Origin of the sequence: Amycolatopsis ponsaeliensis, assembly GCF_030182635.1 — a bacterium.
Classification (GTDB): Bacteria; Actinomycetota; Actinomycetes; order Mycobacteriales; family Pseudonocardiaceae; genus Amycolatopsis; species Amycolatopsis ponsaeliensis.
The window spans coordinates 100259-123890 of the sequence record NZ_JAPZLD010000037.1; the positions used below are offsets into that span (position 1 = coordinate 100259).

The 23632-nt window shown below is 71.6% G+C and carries 21 protein-coding genes and 1 pseudogene; 15 read left to right on the forward strand and 7 right to left on the reverse strand.

The window, feature by feature from the left end; translation table 11 throughout:
• The first annotated feature begins 59 nt into the window (after window positions 1–59).
• From QQ657_RS40370 to QQ657_RS40380, 3 genes are all read left to right on the forward strand, one after another.
• Window positions 60–635, forward strand: coding sequence for a papain-like cysteine protease family protein (locus tag QQ657_RS40370; protein ID WP_284747627.1), 576 nt, complete (start codon window positions 60–62; stop codon window positions 633–635).
• Window positions 632–1390 carry a hypothetical protein gene (locus QQ657_RS40375; protein WP_284747628.1) on the forward strand — a complete coding sequence of 253 codons (759 nt, stop codon included), beginning with the start codon at window positions 632–634 and terminating at the stop codon, window positions 1388–1390. Before QQ657_RS40370 ends, QQ657_RS40375 begins: the two co-directional genes overlap by 4 nt.
• Before the next feature lie 70 nt (window positions 1391–1460).
• A complete protein-coding gene (locus QQ657_RS40380; protein ID WP_284747629.1) occupies window positions 1461–2114 on the forward strand; it encodes a dTMP kinase in 654 nt (217 codons plus the stop codon).
• On the opposite strand, the gene solA is transcribed toward QQ657_RS40380, so the two are convergent.
• The 3 genes from solA to QQ657_RS40395 all read right to left on the reverse strand — a co-directional run bounded on the left by solA (window position 2103) and on the right by QQ657_RS40395 (window position 5824).
• A complete protein-coding gene (gene solA, locus QQ657_RS40385; RefSeq protein WP_284747630.1) occupies window positions 2103–3233 on the reverse strand; it encodes an N-methyl-L-tryptophan oxidase in 1131 nt (376 codons plus the stop codon). The genes QQ657_RS40380 and solA overlap by 12 nt on opposite strands.
• Window positions 3230–5287: an FAD-dependent oxidoreductase gene (locus QQ657_RS40390; protein ID WP_284747631.1), complete on the reverse strand. Its 2058-nt coding sequence runs from the start codon at window positions 5285–5287 to the stop codon at window positions 3230–3232. Before QQ657_RS40390 ends, solA begins: the two co-directional genes overlap by 4 nt.
• An 87-nt stretch (window positions 5288–5374) precedes the next feature.
• Window positions 5375–5824, reverse strand: coding sequence for a hypothetical protein (locus QQ657_RS40395; protein WP_284747632.1), 450 nt, complete (start codon window positions 5822–5824; stop codon window positions 5375–5377).
• A gap of 64 nt (window positions 5825–5888) precedes the next feature.
• Between QQ657_RS40395 and QQ657_RS40400 the strand changes: the two genes are divergently transcribed.
• On the forward strand, window positions 5889–6857 hold the full coding sequence (locus QQ657_RS40400) for a helix-turn-helix transcriptional regulator (protein WP_284747633.1): 969 nt from the start codon (window positions 5889–5891) through the stop codon (window positions 6855–6857).
• An 11-nt stretch (window positions 6858–6868) separates the two neighbouring features.
• Here the strand turns inward: QQ657_RS40400 and QQ657_RS40405 are convergent, their stop codons facing one another.
• Complete coding sequence (locus QQ657_RS40405) at window positions 6869–7693, reverse strand: IclR family transcriptional regulator (RefSeq protein ID WP_284747634.1); 825 nt, start codon at window positions 7691–7693, stop codon at window positions 6869–6871.
• Between the two features lie 164 nt (window positions 7694–7857).
• Between QQ657_RS40405 and QQ657_RS40410 the strand changes: the two genes are divergently transcribed.
• The 8 genes from QQ657_RS40410 to QQ657_RS40445 all read left to right on the forward strand — a co-directional run bounded on the left by QQ657_RS40410 (window position 7858) and on the right by QQ657_RS40445 (window position 19412).
• A complete protein-coding gene (locus QQ657_RS40410; protein WP_284747635.1) occupies window positions 7858–8172 on the forward strand; it encodes a bifunctional 3-phenylpropionate/cinnamic acid dioxygenase ferredoxin subunit in 315 nt (104 codons plus the stop codon).
• 157 nt (window positions 8173–8329) lie between these two features.
• A complete protein-coding gene (gene mtrA, locus QQ657_RS40415; RefSeq protein WP_005150760.1) occupies window positions 8330–9007 on the forward strand; it encodes an MtrAB system response regulator MtrA in 678 nt (225 codons plus the stop codon).
• 7 nt (window positions 9008–9014) lie between these two features.
• Window positions 9015–10739, forward strand: coding sequence for an MtrAB system histidine kinase MtrB (gene mtrB, locus QQ657_RS40420; protein WP_284747636.1), 1725 nt, complete (start codon window positions 9015–9017; stop codon window positions 10737–10739).
• Window positions 10736–12472, forward strand: coding sequence for an LpqB family beta-propeller domain-containing protein (locus tag QQ657_RS40425; RefSeq protein ID WP_284747637.1), 1737 nt, complete (start codon window positions 10736–10738; stop codon window positions 12470–12472). Before mtrB ends, QQ657_RS40425 begins: the two co-directional genes overlap by 4 nt.
• A 39-nt stretch (window positions 12473–12511) precedes the next feature.
• The gene (locus QQ657_RS40430; RefSeq protein WP_284747638.1) at window positions 12512–13249 is read left to right on the forward strand and encodes a ComF family protein; all 738 of its coding nucleotides are present in this window, start codon (window positions 12512–12514) and stop codon (window positions 13247–13249) included.
• 1142 nt (window positions 13250–14391) lie between these two features.
• The gene (gene hpf / locus QQ657_RS40435; RefSeq protein WP_284747639.1) at window positions 14392–15078 is read left to right on the forward strand and encodes a ribosome hibernation-promoting factor, HPF/YfiA family; all 687 of its coding nucleotides are present in this window, start codon (window positions 14392–14394) and stop codon (window positions 15076–15078) included.
• Between the two features lie 206 nt (window positions 15079–15284).
• Window positions 15285–18167, forward strand: a complete 2883-nt coding sequence (gene secA / locus QQ657_RS40440; RefSeq protein ID WP_284747640.1) for a preprotein translocase subunit SecA — start codon at window positions 15285–15287, stop codon at window positions 18165–18167.
• A 66-nt stretch (window positions 18168–18233) separates the two neighbouring features.
• Complete coding sequence (locus tag QQ657_RS40445) at window positions 18234–19412, forward strand: cytochrome P450 (RefSeq protein WP_284747641.1); 1179 nt, start codon at window positions 18234–18236, stop codon at window positions 19410–19412.
• An 81-nt stretch (window positions 19413–19493) separates the two neighbouring features.
• Here QQ657_RS40445 and QQ657_RS40450 read toward each other — a convergent pair whose 3' ends face one another.
• On the reverse strand, window positions 19494–19940 hold the full coding sequence (locus QQ657_RS40450; RefSeq protein WP_284747642.1) for an Rv3235 family protein: 447 nt from the start codon (window positions 19938–19940) through the stop codon (window positions 19494–19496).
• Window positions 19941–20167: 227 nt separating this feature from the next.
• On the opposite strand from QQ657_RS40450, the gene QQ657_RS40455 reads away from it, so the two are divergent.
• Entirely contained in the window at window positions 20168–20542 is a 375-nt protein-coding gene (locus QQ657_RS40455; protein WP_284747652.1) for an HAD-IA family hydrolase, read from the forward strand.
• A gap of 3 nt (window positions 20543–20545) precedes the next feature.
• Here QQ657_RS40455 and QQ657_RS40460 read toward each other — a convergent pair whose 3' ends face one another.
• Window positions 20546–21307 carry a TrmH family RNA methyltransferase gene (locus tag QQ657_RS40460; protein WP_284747643.1) on the reverse strand — a complete coding sequence of 254 codons (762 nt, stop codon included), beginning with the start codon at window positions 21305–21307 and terminating at the stop codon, window positions 20546–20548.
• 125 nt (window positions 21308–21432) lie between these two features.
• Here QQ657_RS40460 and QQ657_RS40465 point away from each other — a divergent pair, with 125 nt between their 5' ends.
• Window positions 21433–22839, forward strand: coding sequence for a WS/DGAT/MGAT family O-acyltransferase (locus tag QQ657_RS40465; protein WP_284747644.1), 1407 nt, complete (start codon window positions 21433–21435; stop codon window positions 22837–22839).
• Entirely contained in the window at window positions 22836–23327 is a 492-nt protein-coding gene (locus tag QQ657_RS40470) for a DUF6912 family protein (protein WP_284747645.1), read from the forward strand. Before QQ657_RS40465 ends, QQ657_RS40470 begins: the two co-directional genes overlap by 4 nt.
• Window positions 23328–23444: 117 nt before the next feature.
• Here the strand turns inward: QQ657_RS40470 and QQ657_RS40475 are convergent.
• A pseudogene (locus QQ657_RS40475) lies at window positions 23445–23632 on the reverse strand (IS30 family transposase); the annotation flags it as partial.

Consider the following 23632-nt stretch of genomic DNA (forward strand, 5'->3'; position numbering starts at 1 on the left):
CGGGTTGTTCACCGTTGTGACCACCGCTGGTTCGCCCACTCCTCCGCAGGAGGCCGTCTGTGCTGGTGAAGTCGAGCCGGGTACACGCCACCTTGGCCGTGTGCCTGATGTTGTGCCTGGTCGCGCCGGTCACCGCCGGAGCCGCGCCCGGAGTGCCGTCGACCTTCCAGACCCGAATCACGATGCAGTCCCAGGAACGGAGCCAGTGGTGCTGGGCCGGCTCCGGCGCCACGATCGCGGCCTCCCACGGCGCCGCGGTCAGCCAGACGCGCTTCTGCCAGCTCGCCCACGGCGAGACCGGAAAGGACTGTGCGAACCTCCCCGGCACCCTCGCCGACCCGCAACGCGCCTTCGCCAAGCTCGGGTTCACCTCGCCGGGGCGCTACCTCGACCACCGCATCTCCTACGCCGACGTCCGGACGCAGACCGCCGCGAACCGGCCGGTCGAAACCCGCGTCGGGTACCGCTCCGGCGGTGGCCACACCCACGTCCTCTACGGCTACGACACCAGCGGCGGCTGGGTGTCCTGGGGCGACCCGGGGCCCGCCAAGCGCTACAACTGGTCGACCTACGGCTACTACACGCACAACTCGTCGTTCACCTGGACGCACACGCTCACCGGGATCTCCCGATGAGCAGGCGGGCGCTCGTGCTCGCCGTGCTGACCGGCGCGGCGCTGCTGATGACGGCACCGGTGTCAGGCGCGGCCCAGGCCGCCGGCATCAGCAGCGCCGACGCCGTGGCCGCGCACGCCGCGGCGGCGGACCTCCAGGACACGCTGGTGCGGTTCTTCGCACAGGCGCCGGACGCGAAGGGGCCGGTGACGGTCCGGATCGCACCGGACGCGTACCCGGTCTACGAGCTCTCGCCGGACTTCGTCGTGGGCAAGCCGGGCGCGGCGCCGGGCGACTTCGCGTACTTCGCGGTGCCCGCCCAGGCCTCCGACGGCCGGACCGCGACGCTCTGGTCGGTCCGCGGGGACGACGGCGCCTGGCAGATCGGCAACATCGCCTCGGGCGACGTCGAGGCGGCGTTCGCCCGCACCCTGCCCGCGGGCGCCCAACTCCTGCACGAGCCGCAGGTCGACGCCTGGTACGCGGTCCGCGACGGCCGCGTCACGCCGCTTTCCGGGACGACCGGGGCGGTCACGGTCGCCGACTACCAGCGGACGGTCTCGCAGCGGTACGCCGACAAGCTCCCGGGCTCGGCCTACGCCCGCGAAGGCGAGGCGGGCGGCTACGACGCGACGTCGCAGGTGATGCCCCGCGGCGACGGCGGCCCGGCGCCGTCCGGCCACGACACCGGCTGGGTGCCGCTGCTGATCCTCGTCGGCGTGCTGGCGGTCAGCGGCGCTGGCTACGTGCTGCACCTGAGGCGGATCTCCGCCTGAAGACGAACCGGCGGGCTCGGCGTCGATCCCCTTCCACCGAGCCCGCCGGTCCACCACCGTCACCGTTACTGTGACCTCCGTGGGTCGACTGGTGGTCATCGAAGGGCTCGACGGCGCGGGCAAGCGCACGCTCGCCGACGGGCTGACGGACGCGCTGAGCGCGAAGGGCGCGAGCGTCGCGAAGCTGGCGTTCCCGCGCTACGGCGAGAGCGTGCACGCCGACCTCGTCAAGGAGGCGCTGCACCGCGGGCACGGCGACCTCGCGGACTCGGTGTACGGCATGGCCGTGCTCTACGCGCTCGACCGCAGCGGCGCCGCGGACGACATCCGCGCGCTGCGGGACACGCACGACGTCGTCCTGCTCGACCGCTATGTGGCGTCCAACGCGGCGTACGCGGCCGCACGGCTGCGGCAGGACGCGGCCGGCGAAGTCGTGAAGTGGGTGTGGGAGCTCGAGGTCGGCCGGTTCGGCCTGCCCCGCCCCGACGCGCACCTGCTGCTGCGGGTGGCGCCGGCGGTGGCGGCCGAGCGGGCGGAGCGGCGCGCGGAGGCGGAGACCGACCGCGAGCGCGATGCGTTCGAGACCGACGACGGGCTCCAGCGCCGGTGCGCGGCCGTGTACGACGAGCTGGCTGCGTCGGGCTGGCTGGCGCCGTGGCACGTCCTGGACGGTGTCGCGGGCGTCGACCTCGAAGGGCTCGCGAAGACGCTGCTAACGCAGTAACCGGGCCGGGTCGAACTTCGCGATCGGGTGGGCCGTCGCGCCGTCCACCACCAGGTCCGCGACGATCTCGCCGATCACCGGCGCGAACTTGAAGCCGTGGCCCGAGAACCCGCACGCCAGCACCACCCGCTCCTCCGCCGGGTGCGGCGCCACGACGAAGCTCTCGTCGGCGGTGTCGGTGTACATGCACGTCGCCGCGCGCAGGAACGCTCCCGGGAGCGTCGGGAGATGCCGTTTGACGACGGACGAGATCTCGTGGACCTCCTCGGCCGACACCGTCCGGTCGATGCCGTCCGGGGTGCACGCGCGGCCCCCGGTGTGGAACGCGACCTTGACGCCGTCCGCGGGCGCGTTGTGCGCCGGGAAGCCGTAGAACGTGTAGCCGTCGCCTTCCCAGAGGTAGACCGGGTGCCGCCGGAACGGCTCGATCCCGCCCGATGGCGCGAACCAGTACTGCACCTGCCGCCGGACCGTGAACTCCACGCCGAAGTCGCGCAGCAGCTCGCCGGCCCACGCTCCGGGCGCGAGCACCAGCCGGTCGGCCGTGTAGTAGCTGTGCGACGTCCCGACGCGCACCCCGCCGGCCATCGTGCTCCAGGTGAACACCTTCTCCTCGTGGTGCAGCTCGGCGCCGCACCGCGCGGCGAGCTGCAGGTGCGCGGCGACGCTGCCCTCGGGCGACACCAGCCCGGCGCCCGGCTCGTACAGGGCGACTTCGTCCGCCGACGGCGTCAGGGTCGGGAACCGCCGCCGGATCGCGGAAGCGTCCAGGAGCTCGTGTGGGATGCCGAACGCGCGAGCCGACGCCACGCTGCCGGTGATCGTGCGCGAGCCGGCCGTGCCGACCATGAGCCCGCCGCAGCGGGTGAACAGCCGCCGTCCGCTGTCGCGCTCGAGGCCCGCCCACAGTTCGTGGGCGCGCAGCAGGAGCGGGACGTACTCGGGGCCTTCGAGGTACGCCTGGCGCGTGATCCGCGAACCGCCGTGGCTCGACCCTCGGTTGTGCACCGGCGCGAACTGGTCGATGCCGAGCACCCGCTGCCCGCGCCGCGCCAGCCGGTACGCCGCGGCGCTGCCCATCCCGCCGAGGCCGAGCACGATCACGTCGTAGTGCGTCATCCGACCCTCCCCGGCACGCGCTCGCCGAAGTGCTCGATCTCGACCGGAGTCCCGGATCCGCTGTACTCCACCGGAAGCCAGGCGTACGCGAGGGCCTGACCCAGGGTGTGGCCGTACCCGGCGCTGGTGACGTACCCGGCCGCGTGGCCTTCGACGTACACGGGTTCCTTGCCCTGCAGGACTTTCCCGGTCGTCAGGCGGGTCAGCCGGCGGCTCACGGTCGCCGGGGACCGGCCCGCCAGCGCGTCCCGGCCGAGGAAGTAGCCCTTGTCCCGGCGGACGGCGTCGCCGAGCCCGGCCTCGAAGGGGTCGTGCTCGGTGGTGAAGTCGACGCCCGCGACGGGCATGCCTGCCTCCAAGCGCAGACTGGTGAACGCCTGGTGGCCGGCGACGGCGATGTCCCGTTCGCGCAAGGTGTCCCACAGACGGCGGCCGAGGTCCGCCGTCGTGTGCAGCTCCCAGCCGGGCTCGCCCACAGTGGACAGTCGCACCGCGACGACCGGGACGTCGCCGACGTACGTCTCCTCGGCCGAGTAGTCCGTTGTGGACAGTTCTGACAGCAGTTCACCGGCCAGCGGTCCCCACACGCCGAGGCAGCAGGTGCCCGGCGTCGTCTCGTGGACTTGGACGGTGCCGTCACCGGGCAGGTGCCGCCGCAGCCAGGCGAAGTCGAGGCGCGTGCCGGCGCCGACGTGGAACCGTTCGTCGCCGAGACGGGCCACGGTGAGCCGGCCGCGCAGCCCGCCGTCTTCGCCGAGCAGCAGCGTTCCCGTGACCGTGCCCGGCGGTTTCGCGAGATCGCCGGTCGTCATGGTCTGCAGGAACGGCAGCGCGCCGGGACCGGTGACGGCCAGCCGCGGCACGGACGTCAGGTCGAACATCGCGACGCGCTCGCGGGTCACGAGCGCTTCCGCGCCGGGGTCGGGCGCGTACCGCTCCGGCCGCGCCCAGCCGTCCGCCGGACCGAAGTGCGCGCCCAGCGCGACCTGCCGCTCGTGGAAGGGACCGGTCCGCACCGGCTCCGCGGTGAACCGGGCCGACGGCGCGAACCGGGCGAGGTCGCAGCCGTGCAGCGCGAGCACCGGCTGCCCGTCGACGAGCCAGCGCGCCAGCTCGCGCGCGACCCCGGCGGAGTGTTCCGCGCGGACGGCCTTCGCCACCCAGAAGCCGTCGAGCTCCGGGTGTTCGCCCAGCAGCGGCATCCCGTCGGGGGTGCCGGGTAGCAGGATCGTCGTCGTGGCCTCGGCCACGGCGTCTTGGAGCGCGGGCAGGAGCGCGATCGCCGATTCCCACGCGCCGCCGACGCCGAGCCGGTCGACGTGCTCGCGGACGGTCAGCCCGGTGTCGAGGTCACGCAGCACGGGTTTGCCGGCCTGGACGTGTTCGTCGTTGTGCCCGGCCAGGTCCGGCAGCGGCGACGTCCGCGTGTACCGCAGCTGCCGCGGCGCTTCGGGCAGGGGGAGCCCGTCGGAGCCGTCGCAGAAGACGACGACGTCGGCCCGCACCCGCCCGGTCGCGGTGACGACGCCGGTGACGCGGCCGCCCGCCCGCTCGACCTCCAGGACCTCCTCGGCGCTGAACCGCGCGCCCCGGGCCTTCGCCCGCCGGGCCTGGGCTTCGGCCGCGCGCCGTGCGTGCAGCAGGCCGTCACCGGGGACGTGGAACCCGCCCAGCACGCGGGTTTCGTCGAGGAGCGGGTGCAGGTCGGCGCACTCGCGGGGCGTGCGCAGGAAGCCGCGCACGCCCCACGACGTCGCCCAGCCGTGCCGCCGCCGCAGGTCCGCGAGCCGCTCGGGAGTGGTCGCGAGGTCCAGGCTGCCGACCGGGTTGAAGCACCACTGGCCGTCGAGGCCGCCGTACTTCGCGGCGGTGTACTTCGCGAACTCGGTCAACGTGCGGTCCGCGTCGGTCCGGAACACCAGCCCCGGCCGGTCGTCCGTCTCACCGCCGCCCAGGACGGTGACGTCGGTCCAGCCGCGTTCGGTCAGCTCGTCCGCCAGTGCGCAGCCGAGCAGGCCGCCGCCGGCGACGACCACCCGGGGCCGTGCTGCCATCGTGTCCCTCCGGGCGACGAAGTTGCGTCTTCGGCAACAAAGTGCGTTATGCGAGACGCGGTGTCAAGAGCCCGAAAAGGTGCCCCCTCAGGCGCGGGTGAACTCCATGACCCAGTTGGATTCCCAGGTCCGCCCGCCGTCGGCGGAGAACTCCTGCTCCCAGCGGGCGGTGGTGTCCGTGATGTCCGACCAGAGGTAGTGCGCCCGGATCGGCTGCCCGTTGTGGACGTCGTCGCCGTAGAAGTCGCCGCGGCCGTCGGTGAAGGTGCCGACGACCGGCGGCTGGAGCAGCCCGGTGCGGTCGTTGGCCCAGTAGATCGACCACTCCTTCCGCTCGACGTCGAACAGGCGCAGCGTGAAGCCGCGGAACCCGCGGGCGGGGAAGAGGATCTCCTCGGTGTTGCCGCCGCCGTCGAAGAGCGGGGTGCAGGTGGTGGTGCCGGGGTAGACGTCCCAGTCGTCGCTGCCGGCGAAGAGAGTCGTGAGCCGCCGGCTGACGACGGTCCAGGAGCCGTGGAAGAAGGCGAAATCGGTCATGGCGGTGATCTTGGGCCGCCACCACTGACACCTTCTGTCAGTGGTGGCTGGCAGACTCCGGCGAGTGCGTGCGAGCCGGCTGGTGTCCCTGCTGCTGTTGCTGCAGAACCGCGGCCGGATGAGCGCGTCGAAGCTGGCGGCGGAGCTCGGCGTGACCCCGCGGACCGTGTACCGCGACGTCGAAGCGCTCGCGGCCGCCGGTGTCCCGATCTACGCCGAGACCGGCCCCGACGGCGGCTACCAGCTGATGGACGGCTACCGCACCCGGCTGACCGGGCTGACCGCGGGCGAGGCCGGGTCGCTGTTCCTCACCGGCCTGCCGCAGCCGGCCGCGGAGCTGGGCCTGGGTGCCCAGGTGGCCGCGGCCGAGCTGAAGCTGATGGCCGCGCTGCCGACGCCGTACCGCGACGCGTCGGTGCGGATCCGGCAGCGCTTCCACCTCGACGCGCCCGGCTGGTACCGCGAGGCCGACCCGGTCCCGCAGCTGCTCGCGGCCGCGGAAGCGCTGTGGCAGGACCGGGTCGTCGAAGTCGCCTACCGCCGCTGGTCGCCGACACCCGGCGTCGTGACGCGGCGGCTGCACCCGCTCGGCCTCGTCCTCAAGGCCGGTGTCTGGTACCTCGTCGCGGGGCCGCGCGTGCGCACCTACCGCGTCGGGAACATCGAGGAACTGCGGACGCTCGACGAGCACTTCACCCGGCCGGCCGGGTTCGACCTGGCGGAGTTCTGGCGCGCGAACGTCGAAAGCTACGAAGAGGGTGAAACCGGCGAGACGGCCGTCGTGCGGCTCTCGGCGGCCGGAATCGAGGCCCTGCCGGACATTCTCGGCCCGCGGGCGGCCCGGCTCGTCTCCCGCACTCTCGAACCCGAGGACGACGAGGGCTGGCGCCGCGCCCGCGTGCCGCTGGAGAACGTGCCCCACGCGGCCGCGGGGTTGCTGCGGCTCGGCACGGACGCGCAGGTGCTCGAGCCCCCGGAACTGGTGGCCCACATGGGAAAGACGATCCGCGCGATGGCGCGGCTGTACCCCTAGTCTCGGCTGTGCTAGTCCCGAAAGTAGCCCAGCTGCGCGGAAAGGTCGTCCGCCGCCTCGGTCATCGGCCGCACGATCTGCTTCACCCGCTGCTTCGAAAGCCGGTACGACGGGCCCGAAGCGCTCATCGCCGCGACGACGTCGCCGCCCGGGCCGTGGATCGGCACGGCCACCGCGTGCATGCCGAGCTCGAGCTCCTCGTAGCAGGCCGCGAAACCGTCTTCGAGCACCCGCTCCAGCTCGGTCATCAGCTCGTCCGGCTCGACCGTCGTGCGGGGCGTGTACTGCTCCAGCTTCCGCTTCAGCACGCGCTTGCGCTCGGTTTCGGCCATGTACGCCAAGAGGATCTTGCCGCTGGAGGTCGCGTGCAGCGGGGTGCGCTGGCCCGTCCAGTTCTGCGTCGTGATCGCCGCCGAGCCGCGTGCCTGGCTGATGTTGATCGCGACGCCGTCGTCGGCGATGGCGATGTTCACCGTCTCGCCCAGCTCCTCGGCGAGGGTCAGGCAGCTGGCGCGGCCGAGCTTGGCCAGGTCCATCCGGCCGGTCGCGGCGCCGGCCAGCCGCACGATGCCGAACCCGATCGCGTACTTCCCGCGTTCGCCGAGCTGCTCGACGAGGCCTCTGGACTCCAGGACGCTGAGCAGCCGCGACGCCGTCGACTTGTGGACGCCCAGCTCGCCCGCGATCTCGGTGATGCCGGTTTCGCCGTTGCGGGCGAGCAGTTCCAGCACGCTGATGGCCCGGTCGACCGACTGCACCTGGCTTTGAGTTGCGTTGCCACCAGCCGAGGCACGCTTTCCCGCCGAGGTTGCGTCAGCAGAGTCCTGGTTCCGCATAGCGCAACACTATCCGTTTCGCGGCGTTCCTATCGGCTGAGTGGGCGAATCTCTTGACGCGGACGCGGTCGGAACCGGATTGTTGCGCAAGAAGCGCAGAGTCGCGCGATGCGCAACATTCACGAACCGTCCCGGCATCCCGCCAGTCGTTTCCGGAGGCACTGATGATCCGCGCCTGCGCCGTCACCGACCTGCCCGAGGGCGAAGCCCTCCGCCTCGACGGGCCCGTCCCGATCGCGGTGTTCCACACCGAGGACGGCTTCTTCGCCGTCGACGACACCTGCACCCACCAGGACGCCTCGCTCGCCGACGGCTGGCTCGAAGGCTGCTTCGTCGAGTGCCCGCTGCACGCCGCGCGGTTCGACCTCCGCACCGGCTTGCCCACCTGCCTGCCGGCGAAGGCGCCCGTGCGCACGTACCGCGTGGTCGTCGCGGACGGTGCGGTGCACGTCGACGCGCCCGTCCCGGCCGTCCCCTGAGCCTTTCGCCGCAGGTCCGTGAAGGCCGCGTGCCGGCCTTCACGGACCGTCCAGGGCCACCCGGATGGAGCAGGGACCGGTCGCGATCTTGATCTTTCTGGTGGTCAAACACGCGGGTCGCGCGTCCGGCCGCCGGAACTAGTGCGAATATGTGGACATGAAGGCACGTGTTCTCGTGGTCGACGACGACCCCGCCCTCGCGGAGATGCTCACCATCGTGCTCCGTGGGGAGGGGTTCGACACGGCCGTGGTCGCCGACGGTTCGCGCGCGCTGCCCGCGCTGCGCGAGCTGAAACCCGACCTCGTCCTGCTCGACCTGATGCTGCCCGGGATGAACGGGATCGACGTCTGCAAGGCGATCCGCGCCGAGTCCGGGGTGCCGATCGTCATGCTCACCGCCAAGAGCGACACCGTCGACATCGTGCTCGGCCTCGAGTCCGGTGCGGACGACTACGTCGTGAAGCCGTTCAAGCCGAAGGAGCTGGTCGCGCGGGTCCGGGCGCGGATGCGCCGCACCGAGGCCGAGCCCGCGGAGTCGCTCACCATCGGCGACCTGGCGATCGACGTCCCGGGTCACGAGGTCACGCGCGAGGGCAAGGCCATCCCGCTGACCCCGCTGGAGTTCGACCTGCTGGTGGCGCTGGCCCGCAAGCCGCGCCAGGTGTTCACCCGCGAGGTGCTGCTCGAGCAGGTCTGGGGCTACCGGCACGCGGCGGACACCCGCCTGGTGAACGTGCACGTCCAGCGGCTGCGCTCGAAGGTCGAGAAGGACCCGGAACACCCCGAGGTGGTGTTGACCGTTCGCGGTGTCGGGTACAAGGCCGGCCCGCCGTGATGAGTCGATGAGCACGGAGACCGGTAGACGGCTCCCCGCGTTCGCGCGATCGACGGCACGCCTGGTGCGGCGTGTCGTCGTTTTCGCGCGCCGTCGCGCGGTCGCGTTCAACGAGCTGTGGAAGCACTCGCTGCAGTTCCGCGTCACGATCTCGACGCTCGCGCTGTCCTCGGCCGTGGTCTTCGTGCTCGGCATGGTGCTGCAGAACCAGATCACCGAGCGCCTGCTGGACACCAAGCGCGACGCGGCCTTCGCGCAGACCCGCGCGGCCGCGGACACCGCCGCCGGGGAGCTGGTCGGCCTCGGCGCCGAGCCGGACGAGGCGATGGCCGCCCGCCTCCAGAACGCGTTGAAGAAGATCGCGATCACGCCGACCAGCCAGGACGCGGCCGGCTCGGCGGCAGGCACGTTCGTCCCGGTGCTGGCCAGCGGCGGCCACGACCAGGCCGGCGACGAGCCCACGTTCGCCGGGCCGTTCCAGAACGTGCCGCCGCGGCTGCGCCAGTTCGTCGAAGCCAACGAGATGAGCTGGCTCGAGCACACGGTCGGCGAAACCGACGGCGGGCGCACGACGTACCTGATCGTCGGAACGCCGCTCAACACCGTCTCCAGCCCGCTGCAGCTCTACCTGCTGTTCCCGCTGACGACCGAGCAGAACACCGTCGCGACCGTGCAGAACACGCTGCTGGTCGGCGGGCTCGTGCTGCTGCTCCTGCTCGCGGGGATCACGAACCTGGTGACGCGGCAGGTGGTCCGGCCGGTCCGGCAGGCCGCCGCGGCGGCCGAGCAGTTCGCCGGGGGCGACCTCGACCAGCGGCTCACCGTGCTCGGTGAGGACGACCTGGCGAAGCTCGCGGTGTCCTACAACGGGATGGCCGCGAGCATCCAGCGCCAGATCCGCCAGCTCGAGGATTTCGGCGGGCTGCAGCGCCGGTTCACCTCCGACGTCTCGCACGAGCTGCGCACGCCGCTGACCACCGTCCGGATGGCCGCGGACGTGCTGCACGCGTCGCGCGAGCAGTTCCCGGCCGGGCTCGCGCGCTCGACCGAGCTGCTGGTCGACGAGCTCGACCGGTTCGAGTCGCTGCTCGGCGACCTGCTGGAGATCAGCAGGCTCGACGCCGGTGTCGAGGACCTGTCGGCGGAGTTCATCGACGTCCGCCCGATCGCCACCCGCGCGGTCGAGCAGGTGCGGGTGATCGCCGGCAACGCGGGCAGCTCGGTGGAGCTCGTGCTGCCCGACGAGGAGGTCGTCGCCGAGGTCGACGCCCGGCGCGTCGAGCGGATCCTGCGCAACCTGCTCGGCAACGCCGTCGACCACAGCGAGGGCCGGCCGGTGGTGCTCACCGTCGGGGCCAACGAGACCGCGGTCGCGGTGACCGTCCGGGACCACGGCGTCGGCCTGCGCCCCGGCGAGGCCGACCTGGTGTTCAACCGGTTCTGGCGCGCCGACCCGTCGCGCAACCGGCGCACCGGCGGCACCGGGCTCGGCCTGGCGATCAGCCAGGAGGACGCGCGCCTGCACGGTGGCGAGCTCGACGCGTGGGGCAACCTCGGCGACGGCTCGTGCTTCCGGCTCGTGCTGCCGCGCCGGCAGGACGTACCCGCCGGCGACCCGCCGCTGGTGCTGCCGCCGCCCGACCGCGTCGCCGCCGAGGTGCCCCTCGGGCTGATCGAGATCACGCCGGCGCCCGAGGCGATCTTCGCCGAACGTGAGGAAATCGGTCAGTGAAGCAACGAGTTTTCCGGGGGCGCGGGGCGAAACTGCTGTTCGCGGCGCTGTGCGTGGTGCTGGTCGCCGGCTGCGCGAACGTCCCGCTGGAGTCCCAGCCCGTGGTCGTCTCCGGCGAACGCCAGGGCCAGGGCTCGGGCGACGTCGTGCCGGAGCCGAAGCCGGACAGCGACCCGCTGACCCTCGTGCGCGACTTCATCGGCGCGACCCTCAAGCCGGGCCAGAACAACGCGGCCGCCCGCGCCTACCTGGACGAGCAGGGCCGGGCGAACTGGCACCCGAGCCGCAGCCTGACGATCATCCAGGACACCTTCGGCACGGTCTACGACCCGGCCCCGCAGCCCGACCCGAACACCCTCGTCGTCAACGTGCGCGGGATCGACGTCGGCACGCTCGACCAGAGCAGCGCGTTCGTGCCCGACTACAACCCGGCGGCGCTCAAGGTGAAGGTGCGCAAGCAGGCGAACGGCCAGTGGCGGATCGTCGACCCGCCGCCCGACCTGTACGCGACCGAATCCGACTTCAGCGAGAACTACACCGCGGTGCCGGTGAACTTCTACTCGGAGCAGTCGGCCACCTTCGTCCCGGACCGGCGCTACGTCGTCGCGAAGCCGCAGTCCGGGTTGCCGAGCAGGGTGATGTACCTGCTGGTCAACGGGCCGTCGACGAGCCTGGCCGGGTCGGTGAAGAACCTGCTCGGCGAGCCGGTGGAGATCGACACGAACGTCAAGAGCCTCGACGACGGGACGCTGCTGGTGCCGCTGACCGGGCTGTCCGGGGTCGCCGACGACATCCGGAACCTGATCGCCGCGCAGATCGTCCTGACGCTGCAGTACGTGACGTCGGCGCGGATCCGGATCCTCGCCGACGGCGCCCCGCTGGTCGCGAACCACCCGGACTGGCGGTCGAACGACCTGCCCTCGTACGGCGCGAACCTGTCGCCGAACCTGGCGCTGCTGGGCCTGATGACGGTCGACGGGCGGGTGCGCTCGCTGGGTGACGGCGCCCCGGTCGGGGGCCCGGCGGGCAACGGCGGCTACGACGTCGTGAGCGCGGCCCAGTCGATCGACGGCAAGCGCCTGGCGGTCGTGGAGCGCGACAGCGGCCGGGTCCGGCTCCGGATCGGCGACCTGGGGCACGACCTGCCGCTGGCGGGCCTGGGCGGGACGACGCTGAGCCGCCCGACGTGGCGGCCGGGCACCGGCGAGGTGTGGACGGTGGTCGACCAGGTGTCGGTGGGCCGGTTGGTGGTGAACCAGAACAACCAGTGGACGGCGCTGACGGTCAACGCGACGGACCTCACCCAGCAGGGTTACATCTCGGAGCTGCGGTTCTCCCACGACGGCGCCCGGGTGGCGGCGGTGATCAAGGGGCAGCTGTGGGTGGCTTCGGTGGTCGGCACCGGCGATTCGGTGGCCCTGCGCGAGCCGAGGTTGCTGCAGTCGCACGACCTCAACGACGTGGTCGGCGTGGACTGGGTGGCCCAGGACATGCTGGTGGTGGCGACGCGGTCGCCGTCCCAGCCGGTGGTCCGGGTGACCGTGGACGGGCAGCGGATGGACGCGTTCAACAGCTCCAACCTGACGCCCCAGGTCCACGGCGTGGCGGCGGCGCAGAGCCGGTCGATCGTGGTGGCGGACGCGAACGGGCTGTGGACGGCGTCGGCACTGGGCGAGGTGTGGCGGCCGCAGCCTCACTCGTTGAAGGACGCGGATCCGTTCTACCCGGGCTGAGTTTTCGAAACTGTCGGTGGTGGCGGGGACACTGTCCGTGTGCTGCTGCTCGATTTGCTGATCCCCGCCCGGTGCGCCGGCTGCGGGGCCCGCGGGGCGCCGTGCTGCGCCCGGTGCGCGGGGGTGTGGGGTTCGGTGTCCGAGGTCGTCCGGGTCCCGGTGACGGGCGTGGCGCGGGTGTTCGCGCTGGCCCGGTACCGAGGTGTGGCGCGGCGGTTGCTGATCGCCTACAAGGAACGCGGGCGCCGGGATCTGGCCAATTCGCTGGGGCGGGCCTTGGCGGAGGCGCTGGTCGTGCTGCCGCTCCGGAAGACGCCCGGGCTGTCGGAGGCCCGCGACCGGCCTCCTGCTCGCCCCGCTCATCCTTTCGCTGGGGTCCGGGAGTCCGCGTGGGCTCCGGCGGTCCGGTCGATCTGCCTGGTTCCGGCACCGAGCCGCCGTTCGGCGGCCCGGGTCCGCGGCGGCCCCCACGTGGAGCGCCTGGCTGCCGCGGCGGCGAGCGTCCTGGCGGAGCGGGGTTTCGAGGTCGCGGTGGCCCCGGCCCTGGAGCTGACGGGCGGCGCGCGTGACGCTGTCGGGTTGGATCGCGCGGAACGGGTGGCGAACCTCGCGGGCCGGCTCCGGTTCCGCGAAGCGGGGCGCCCACCACCGGGATTTCCGGTGGTGGTCCTGGACGACGTGATCACAACGGGAGCCACGGCGGCCGCGTGCGTGCGGGCGCTGGCGGGGGAGGGGATCGAGGTCGCCGCGGTGCTGACTTTGCTCGCGGCCGGGTGAATCGTGGCGCCCTGTGGCGTGACGTGAGTTCGGGTGCCGGCTGCGGTCGCTCACGGGTACCACACCCCGTGGCGGCCGGTACCGCTTCCATGCCTCGCCGCCTCGCCGCCTCGCCGCCTCGCCGCCGGCCGTCCTGCGCGCACAGCGGCCGTAGGTCTGCCCACCGCCGGACCGGCGAACCGTCTGCCGCGGCGGGCGGCGATAGCCGCCGGCCCAGGCCGACCACCGTGACCGCAACTCGGCTTCCCCCGCCGGTGTGGCGGTTGCCCGCGCGCAGCTCGTCGCGCCGCCAACCAGGTCGGCCGCGCCTGTAGCCGGGCTTCGCCCGTCGGCGCAGCAAGCCAGCATCGCCCGCTCACAGCTCGCCGCGCCGGCTACCAGGCTGGCCGCGTCGGGCGCCGTGACCGCGGCCGCAGCCTGCCCTCACCAGCGGGACAAGCCCAGCACCGCCCGTGCTCAGCTCGCCGCGCCGCCAACCAGGTCAGCCGCGCCAGCCGCCATGACCGCAGCCCGCCTTCACCCATCGGCATGGCAGGCCGCCCCGACCACCGCAAACCCGCCACCCGGCCGCCCTACCCACCCTCACCCCGCACCCGGGTGACCCCCACGTCACCTACATGAGTGACATTCGCCGGGAACGCAACCGACCCCGCGGCCGTTGTCCGGGCATGAGGGTGTCGATCATCAACACTCGGCCGCCGCACCACTCCACCGGGGTGGCGGATGCGGCGGACGTGGCCGTCACCCTCGGCGTCCACCAGCCGGTAGCGATGCGCCGTCCGTGTGAACCCACGGCGAACGCGGCGCGTCCGACCAGCGGGAGTTTTCTGGTGTTCACCCTCCGCTCACTGCGCGGGGTGACGGAGTCTCATTCCTCGACATCCCCCGGCTCGGGGGCTGTTGCAACGGGCGTGAGGAAGCTAACGTGCTCCGCTATCAGCAATCCCCGCAGGCAGGGAGGTGACGAGCCCATGTCCCTGGCGCCGGAGGTGCGCTGAGTCCGCGCTCGGGCTCTCGGCACGAGACGTCGTGAACCGTTCCCGAGTTCCTTCTCAGCCCGCGATCCGGGCTTCCGTCCCCGCTACACCGGCGCCGTGTGTGAACTCAACAGCTCGCAGTCATCTCAGCGAGGGAGGTCGTGTATGGACATCGTCGTTAAGGGCCGCAACGTGGAGGTGCCCGAGCACTATCGGGCACTCGTCAGCGAGAAGCTGGCCCGCCTCGAGCGCTACGACAGGAAAGTCATCCGGTACGACGTGGAACTGTTCCACGAACCCAATCGGCGCCAGGCCAAGAGCTGCCAGCGCGTTGAAATCACCGGAAAGGGACGTGGCCCGGCCGTACGCGCTGAAGCGTGTGCCGCCGACTTCTACGCAGCGCTTGATTCCGCAGTCACGAAGCTGGAAAACCGGCTGCGGAGGACACACGACCGGAGGCGCGTGCACTACGGGCGCAGCCGCCCGGAGTCGGTCGCCGAAGCGACCTCGGTGCTGCCGGGTGGTGGATCCCCGGCCGCAGCCAGTCCCGCCGCGCGTACCGCGGTGTTGGAAGCACCCGAAGCCGAACCACAGACGAACGGCTTCGCGAGTGCCGGTGAGATCCATCTGCCCCAGCAGCAGAGCTGGGCCGACGACGACCTCGGTCACCAGCCCGGTCGCGTCGTTCGCGAGAAGCAGCACACCGCGGAGCCCATGACGGTGGACCAGGCTCTCTACGAGATGGAGCTGGTCGGCCACGACTTCTACCTCTTCAACGACTCGGACGCGGGCCGGCCCAGCGTGGTCTACCGGCGGAAAGGCTTCGACTACGGCGTGATCCGGCTCGGCTGAGCCGGTACTGAAGGAGGCCTGCCGGATGGCCCGCACGCGGCTCGCGTGCGGGCCATCCGCATGTCAGGACGTACGGCGTGTGCACTCGACACCCACCGTTCCCTACGATGGGGTGGGATGGTGGCGCCGACCACGGCGGCCGCCGCGGGAAAACCTGCCCGGGACCGGCCCGGGCGCACTCATGATCAGCTAGTGAGGTCGACCGGATGGTGCTGAACCGCCTGCTCCGCGCGGGTGAGGGCAAGATGGTGAAGCGGCTGCGCAACATCGCCGATCACATCAACACCCTCGAAGACGACGTCAAGGAACTGACCGACGCCGAGCTGCGGGCCAAGACCGAGGAGTTCCGCAAGCGGAACGGCGACGGCGAGTCGCTGGACGAACTGCTGCCGGAGGCCTTCGCGGTCGTCCGGGAGGCGGCCAAGCGGGTGCTCGGCCAGCGCCACTTCGACGTCCAGCTCATGGGCGGCGCGGCGCTGCACCTCGGCCAGGTCGCCGAGATGAAGACCGGTGAGGGCAAGACGCTCACCTGTGTCCTCCCGGCGTACCTGAACGCCATCCCCGGCAAGGGTGTGCACGTCGTCACGACGAACGACTACCTGGCCAAGCGCGACTCGGAGTGGATGGGCCGCATCCACCGGTTCCTCGGCCTCGAGGTCGGCGTCATCCTTTCGGAGCAGCAGCCGGACGTCCGGCGCGCCCAGTACAACGCCGACATCACCTACGGCACGAACAACGAGTTCGGCTTCGACTACCTGCGCGACAACATGGCGTGGAGCCTCGACGACTGCGTGCAGCGCGGGCACTACTTCGCCGTCGTCGACGAGGTGGACTCGATCCTCATCGACGAGGCCAGGACGCCGCTGATCATCTCGGGCCCGGCGGACCAGTCGTCGCGGTGGTACGTCGAGTTCGCCCGGCTCGCCCCGCTGATGAACGGCATCGACACCACCACCATGGGGTCGCGGGAACGCACCGAGAAGACGAACCTGATCAACTCGAAGTACCACTACGAGGTCGACGTCCGGAAGCGCACGGTCGCCGTCACCGAGAAGGGCGTCAAGTTCGTCGAGGACCAGCTCGGCATCGAGAACCTCTACGAGGCCGCGAACACCCCGCTGGTCGGCTACCTGAACAACGCGCTGAAGGTCCAGGAGCTCTTCCACAAGGACAAGGACTACATCGTCCGCAACGGCGAAGTCATGATCGTCGACGAGTTCACCGGGCGCATCCTGGTCGGCCGCCGCTACAACGAGGGCATGCACCAGGCGATCGAGGCCAAGGAAAAGGTCGAGATCAAGGCCGAGAACCAGACGCTCGCGACGATCACGCTGCAGAACTACTTCCGCCTCTACGGCAAGCTGTCCGGCATGACCGGTACGGCCGAGACCGAGGCCGCCGAGTTCCACCAGACCTACAAGCTGGGTGTGGTGCCGATCCCGACGAACCGCCCGATGGTCCGCGCCGACCAGCCGGACCTGATCTACAAGACCGAAGAGGCGAAGTACGAGGCGGTCGCCGAGGACATCGCCGAGCGGCACGAGAAGGGCCAGCCGGTCCTGGTCGGCACGACGAGCGTCGAGAAGTCCGAGCGGTTGTCGAAGCTGCTGGTGAAGCTGAGCGTGCCGCACGAGGTGCTGAACGCGAAGCACCACGACCGGGAGGCGCTGATCGTCGCCCGCGCCGGCCAGAAGGGCGCCGTCACGGTCGCCACGAACATGGCGGGCCGCGGTACCGACATCGTGCTCGGCGGCAACCCCGACCTGATCGCCGACCACGTGCTGCGCGAGCGCGGCCTGGACCCGGTCGAGCACTCCGAGGAGTACGAGGCCGCGTGGCCCGAGGTCCTGGAGCAGGTCAAGGCGGAGTCGAAGGCCGAGGCCGAAGAGGTCCGCGACGCCGGCGGCCTGTACGTCCTGGGCACCGAGCGGCACGAGTCGCGCCGCATCGACAACCAGCTCCGCGGCCGGTCGGGCCGCCAGGGCGACCCCGGCGAGTCCCGCTTCTACCTCTCGCTCGGTGACGAGCTCATGCGCCGCTTCAACGCGACGATGGTCGAGCGCGTCATGACGACCATGCGGCTGCCCGACGACGTGCCGATCGAGCACAAGATGGTCTCCAAGGCCATCAAGAGCGCGCAGACCCAGGTCGAGCAGATCAACATGGAGCAGCGCAAGGACGTCCTCAAGTACGACGAGGTCATGAACGAGCAGCGCAAGGTGATCTACGCCGAGCGCCACCGCGTCCTCGCCGGCGAGAATATGCGCGACCAGATCGAGGGCATGCTCCGGGACGTCGTCAACGCCTATGTGGACGGTGCGACCTCCAACGGCTACGCCGAGGACTGGGACCACGAGAAGCTGTGGACGGCGCTGAAGCAGCTCTACCCGGTCAACATCGACTGGGACGACCTGATGGAGGACGGCGACCTCGACGCGCACGGCCTGCGTGAGGCGCTGCTGCAGGACGCCCGCAACGCCTACGACAAGCGCGAGGCGGAGATCAACGCGCTCGTCGGCCCGGACGGCATGCGGACCCTGGAGCACCAGGTGATGCTGACGGTCCTCGACCGCAAGTGGCGCGAGCACCTCTACGAGATGGACTACCTCAAGCAGGGCATCGGCATGCGGGCGCTCGCGCAGCGCGACCCGCTGATCGAGTACCAGCGCGAGGGCTTCGACATGTTCCGCGCGATGCTCGACTCGCTGAAGGAGGAGGCCGTCGGCTTCCTGTTCAACCTGCAGGTCGAGCGGGCCGAGGCGCCGCCCGCCGAGGACGCGGCGGCGCTGCCCACGGGCGTCGCTTCGGGCAACGGCCAAGCGTCGGAGGGCCGCCACGCGCGTCCCGCGCCGCCGCAGCCGCCGACGACCGACACCGAGTCCGTCCCGGCCGCCCTGCGCGGCAAGGGCCTCGGCGGCAGTGGCCAGCCGTCGGGCGTGACGCTGTCCGGTCCGGGCGAGGACGGCGAGGTCGAGTCCCACGCCGACGGCGAGGCGCAGGCCGCGGGTGGTGGCGGCGGGACCCGCCGGGATCGCCGAGCCGCGCAGCGCGATGCCCAGAAGAAGGGCAAGAAGGGCCCGCGTCGCTGACGTAGCCGACAGGGCCGGGGTGCGCACGCACTCCGGCCCTGTTTTTTGTTGCGAGGGGAGCAGCTGGTGGATCCGCAGGAATTCTTCGCGTTGTTCGGCGCCGAGCGGCGGCCGGATCCGTACCCGCATTACCGGCGGTGGCGCGAGCGTTTCCCCGTCGCGGAACTGGCCGAGCGGATGTTCGCGGTCAGCGGGTTCGCCGAGGCGACGCAGGTGCTGCGCGATCCGGCGTTCGGGCACCCCGAACCGGAGTACCTGGATCCGGCGGACCGGCTCCCGGACCAGCCGGTCGACGAATCGGGACGCGTGGTCCGGGCGTTCCTGTCCCTGAACCCGCCCGACCACACGCGGCTGCGGCGGCTGGTGGCGAAGGCGTTCACGCCGCGGATGGTCGAGCAGCTGACGCCGCGGATCGAGGAGCTCACCGCGTCGCTCATCGACGGCATGCGGGGCGAGGCCGACCTGATGACGTCGCTGGCGAAGCCGCTCCCGGTCGAGGTGATCGCGGAGCTGCTCGGCGTGCCGCTGGATGACCGCGAGCGCTTCGCGGAGTGGTCGCACGCGATGGCGCGGGCGCTGGACCCGCCGTTCCTGCAGCACCCGGACACGATCGAGCCGGCGGTCCGGGCGCGACAGTCGTTCGTCGGCTACTTCCGTGCGTTGGCGGACCAGCGGCGGCGCGAGCCGGGGGACGACCTGCTGTCCGCGCTGGTGGCGGTGTCCGACGCGGGCGACGTGCTCAGCGAGGGCGAGCTGCTGGTGACGCTGACGCTGCTGCTGATCGCCGGCCACGAGACGACGACGAACCTGATCGGCAACGGAGTCCTGGCGATGCTGCGCCACGGCGGCTTGGGCGCGGCGGAGCCGGAGCGGGTGGTGGAGGAAGTGCTGCGCTTCGACTCCCCAGTCCAGCTGACGGCCCGGACAGCGGTGCGCGACACGGCTTTGGGCGGGGTAGCGGTGCCGGCGGGCAGCCAGGCGATCGTCCTGATCGGAGCGGCCAACCGCGACCCGGCGGCGGGCCCGGACCCGGAGTCGTTCGACCCGTCCCGGACCCCGGGGCGACACCTGGCGTTCGGCCAGGGAATCCACTTCTGCCTCGGCGCCCCGCTGGCGAGGCTGGAGGGCCGCATCGTGTTCCGCGAGCTGGCGCGGCGGGTACCGCACTTGAAGGCAGCGGGCGATCCGAAGTGGAACGCGACGACGACGTTGCGTGGCTTGGCGACGCTCCCGGTCGTGTTCTGAAGGCCACCAGCAGGGCACTGGATGCCGTGATGGTGGCCTTCAGAGACCTGGCCGGCGGTGAGCGGGCGGACCGGCGGCGCCTCACGCCGCTGCCGGGCGTCGCGTCTGCTGGTCCGGCCGCCCCGGCTTCAGCAGCGCGAAACGCACGCACTGCCAGCCCGCCGGGGTCCGCGTGAAGCGGGCCGCCAGCGCGAACGACCGGCCGTCCACCTCCACGCGGGCGCACGCCTCGATCACCCCCGCCACCGGCGTGCACACGTGCACCCGGCGCATCCGGTGCCGCGGCCGCGCCAGGTGGGGCCCGCTGAGGCCGGCGAAGACCTCCGGCGCCACCAGCCCGCGGATCTGCGGTACCGGCCGCCGGCCGTCGTAGGCCTCCAGCAGCATGGTCAGCACGCGGCCGACCTCGCCCGCCTCGAGCTGTCTCGGCGCCGGCCACCGGGCGTCGCCGCGCCGGTGTTCGGGCCCGATCACCGCCGCCGGCCGTTCGGCCCGGCGCGATACTTCGTTGTGGACCAGCGTTCTCACGCGATGTTCCTCGGACATTTCCTCCCCTCCCGGGACGGCATTTCGCCGCCGCCACGGGTTAGAGGGGGGAACCGGTCCGAAAGGCGACGGGAATCGCCCGATTCGGGAAAGAACCGCCGAAGCGATGGATTTGCCGACGCCGCTGCGGTAAGTGCGGGCCATTGTTGCGCAGTGCGAGACACCGCGTCGCCGCCCCGGCTATGGTGTGCCGGGTGCTGAAGGGGTTATTGGTCGATTTCGCCGGAGTTCTCACGGATCCCGACGCCGGCCGCTTCTACGACTACCTCGCGGCAGCGCGCGACCGAGGGGTCCGCACCGCGCTGCTGTCGAACGCGCCCGGGGCGTCGGCCGAGGTCAAGAACACCATGTTCGACTATTTCGACGCGCTCGTGTTTTCCGGCGAGGTCGGGGTCGCCAAACCGGATCCCGCGGTCTACCTGATCGCCGCCGACCGGCTCGGCCTGCCCGCCGTGCGGTGCGCGTTCGTCGACGACTCCGCCGCGAACATCCGCGGCGCCGTCCAGGCGGGCATGGTCGGCGTGCACCACCGGTCGGTCGAGGAAACGCTCACCGAGCTCGGCGCGCTGTTCCCGGACGGGTGAGCGTCACCGCGCGCGGCGGACCAGTTCGAAAGACAGGACCGCCGCCGCGGCTGAGACATTCAGCGACTCGACGTCACCCGGCATGGGAATCGACACCCACTCCGTGACGAGCTCGCCGACTTCGGTGCCGACTCCGCCCGTCTCGCCGCCGAGCACGAACGCGGCGCGCTGCGGCAGGTCGATTTCGAAAATCGTGGTTTTCGCCGAGGCGCCCAGCGCGTAAAGGCCGTAGCCGGCTTCGGTGAGCATTTCGGCGGCGTCGCGCGCGGAACCGCAGCGCAGCACCGGCGCGCGGAAAGCGACGCCGGCCGAAGCCTTGACCACCAGCGGGTCGAGCGCCGCGACACCGCGTCGCGGCACGATCACGCCGTCGAGCCCGGCGGCGGTCGCCGTGCGCAGGATCATCCCGACGTTCGCGGGGGTGGTGATGCCGTCGAGCAGCAGCACGCGCGACGGCGGGCGACGGTCCGAGAGCGCGGCCTCGAGCGCGCGCATCCGCGGCGCGACGACGTCGGCGAGCACGCCCTGATCCTGCTTGCCGTTGCCGGCGAGCACCTTGACCCGGTGGGCGCTGGCGCGCTGCACCGCCACGCCGGCTTCCTTCGCCGCGCGCTGGATCTCCGCGGCGCCGGGGCCGCGAGCGGTGTCGGCGAGGATCACCTTGTCCACGCGCAGGCCGCCGTCGGCCAGCGCTTCGAGCACCGGCTTCCGGCCGTAGACGGTCAGGAAGCGGTCCTTCGGCGAGATCGTCGACTCATCACCCACACCCGGCAGTCTCGCATTGAACCTTATTCAGCCGTCGACCGGCGCGAGAGTCACCGATGGCGAGCCGCTCGCGGCCCGTGGCGCCGGCCTAACCCGAATAAGGTTCATTGTGTAAGGATCGGCCTATGCCCGACCGCCTGTCCGCGCTGGACGCCTCGTTCCTCTACGTCGAGGACCACGCGACGCCGATGCACGTCGGCGGGGTGGCGATCTTCGAGCGGCCGCGCTCCGGGTTCGGCTACGCGCAGCTGCTCGACCTCGTCGGCGCGCGGCTGGCGTACCTGCCGCGCTACCGCCAGCGCGTGGCGGAGGTGCCCGGCCACCTCGCGCGGCCGGTGTGGGTGGACGACGTCGACTTCGACCTGAACTACCACGTCCGGCGCTCGGCGCTGCCCCAGCCGGGCAGCGACGACCAGCTGTTCGACCTGGTCGCGCGGCTGATGTCGCGGCGGCTGGCGCCGGAGCGGCCGCTCTGGGAGGCCTACTTCATCGAGGGCCTGGCCGGCGACCGGGTGGCGCTGGTGACCAAGACCCACCAGTCCGTTGTGGACGGTGTCGGCACGATCGAGCTCGGCCAGCTCATCCTCGACCCGACGCCGGCCGAGCCGGAGCCGTTCGAGGACATCTGGACGCCGCGGCGCGAGCCGAGCCGCACGCAGCTGGTGCTGGACGCGGTCAGCGAGGGTGTCCAGCGGCCGGGCGAGGTCGTGGAGAACGTCCGCTCGGCGGCGAACGACGCGTTCGCGACGGCGGGCAAGCTCGCCGAGACCGTCGGCGGGGTGGCGTCGACGCTGCGCACGCTGGTGAACCCGGCGCCGACCGGGCCGTTGAACGTCCGGGTGTCCGGCGGCCGCGTGTTTTCGGTGGCGCGCACGCGGCTCGAGGACTTCCGCAAGATCCGCTCGGCGCACGGCGGCACGGTCAACGACGTCGTCCTCGCGGCGATCACGGGGGCGCTGCGCGAATGGCTGCTTTCGCGCGAGGAGACGCTGACCCCGAACGCGACGATCCGCGCGCTGGTGCCGCTGGCGGTCCGCGACGCGGAGACGGCGGAGTACTCGACGCCGGCGCTGGTCGGCAACCAAGTGGCCGCGTACCTGGTGGACCTGCCGGTCGGCGAGCCCAACCCGGTGCTGCGGCTGCAGCACATCGGCCACGCGATGACCGAGCACATCGACTCGGGCCGTCAGGTGGCGGCACGCGGGCTGCTCAAGGTGGGCGGCTTCGCCCCGGCTACCCTCCATTCCCTGGGGGCGCGGGCGGCGGGGTCGCTGTCCGGGCGCATCTTCAACGTCATGGTGACCAATTCACCGGGCCCGCAGGTGCCGATGTACGCGGGAGAGGCCAGACTGGTCGAGATGTTCCCGGTGATGCCGCTGATGCGCACCCAGGCGCTGGCGATCGGGGTGACGTCGTATCACGGCGGCGTCTACTTCGGACTGAACGGCGACCGCAAGGCCGCTTTCGACGTCGACCTCGTGGCCGGGATGATCGAAGAATCCTTGGAAGAGCTGAAGGGTGCGCACTGGTGAGGGTCTATCTGCCTGCGACCATCGCGATGCTTCGCGACCTCGAATCCTCGGGGGAGTTCCGCGCCCGCAGCGGAACGGCGTTCGCTTTGACGCCGGCTTTGCGTGAGGCGTACGCGAGCGGCACGGACGAAGAGCTGGAGTACGCGGCGTTGCTGGACGCGGCCCGGGCATCCCTGCGCCTGATCGCGGCGGAGGAGAAGGGCGAGCCCCGCCGGGTGGTGATTTCGGCGGACGTCGAGGGCTTGACGCTGCGTCCCGACCTGGACGCACCGGTGGTCCGCATCGGAGGCCCGATCCCGCTGTCGGCGGTGGCGGCAATACACGTGGACGCTTCGGAGGCGGCGGACGCGGTGTCCGCGGCGGCGGCGGTGATCGACGCGGCGGACCTCGGGGATCCGGACGCGGAGTTCACTTTGGGGGATGCCGAGGACCACGAGCTGGCTTGGTATGCGCCGCAGGAACTGCCGTTTTTGCTGGAGCTGCTCTGAGTTGTCCACAGGTGGGATTGACTGTGGACAACTTGTGGATTTGATGGCTGAACTGGGGGTTCTGTCGGGGGTGGCCGATAGGCTGGAGCCGGGACGTCCCCCCAGGGATGGCGGTTTCTAGCGGTCGTTGCAACATTGCTGTTGGTGGGCGGTGTTGAGTAAGTGTGTCATGCGTTCGGCTGGGCTGTCCCAGTCGAGGGTCATCCGGGGGCGGTCGTTGAGCTCGGCCGCGACGGTGTCGAGGTGTTCGGCGGTGTGGGTGGCGAGGTCGGTGCTTTTGGGGAAGTACTGGCGGAGCAGGCCGT

Bases quoted from the DNA above. Each gene is read 5' to 3' on its own strand.
- QQ657_RS40375 (WP_284747628.1), top strand. From the start codon at position 632: ATGAGCAGGCGGGCGCTCGTGCTCGCCGTGCTGACCGGCGCGGCGCTG.
- solA (WP_284747630.1), bottom strand. From the start codon at position 3,233: ATGACGCACTACGACGTGATCGTGCTCGGCCTCGGCGGGATGGGCAGC.
- QQ657_RS40390 (WP_284747631.1), bottom strand. From the start codon at position 5,287: ATGGCAGCACGGCCCCGGGTGGTCGTCGCCGGCGGCGGCCTGCTCGGC.
- QQ657_RS40395 (WP_284747632.1), bottom strand. From the start codon at position 5,824: ATGACCGATTTCGCCTTCTTCCACGGCTCCTGGACCGTCGTCAGCCGG.
- QQ657_RS40405 (WP_284747634.1), bottom strand. From the start codon at position 7,693: ATGCGGAACCAGGACTCTGCTGACGCAACCTCGGCGGGAAAGCGTGCC.
- QQ657_RS40410 (WP_284747635.1), top strand. From the start codon at position 7,858: ATGATCCGCGCCTGCGCCGTCACCGACCTGCCCGAGGGCGAAGCCCTC.
- mtrA (WP_005150760.1), top strand. From the start codon at position 8,330: ATGAAGGCACGTGTTCTCGTGGTCGACGACGACCCCGCCCTCGCGGAG.
- mtrB (WP_284747636.1), top strand. From the start codon at position 9,015: ATGAGCACGGAGACCGGTAGACGGCTCCCCGCGTTCGCGCGATCGACG.
- hpf (WP_284747639.1), top strand. From the start codon at position 14,392: ATGGACATCGTCGTTAAGGGCCGCAACGTGGAGGTGCCCGAGCACTAT.
- secA (WP_284747640.1), top strand. From the start codon at position 15,285: ATGGTGCTGAACCGCCTGCTCCGCGCGGGTGAGGGCAAGATGGTGAAG.
- QQ657_RS40465 (WP_284747644.1), top strand. From the start codon at position 21,433: ATGCCCGACCGCCTGTCCGCGCTGGACGCCTCGTTCCTCTACGTCGAG.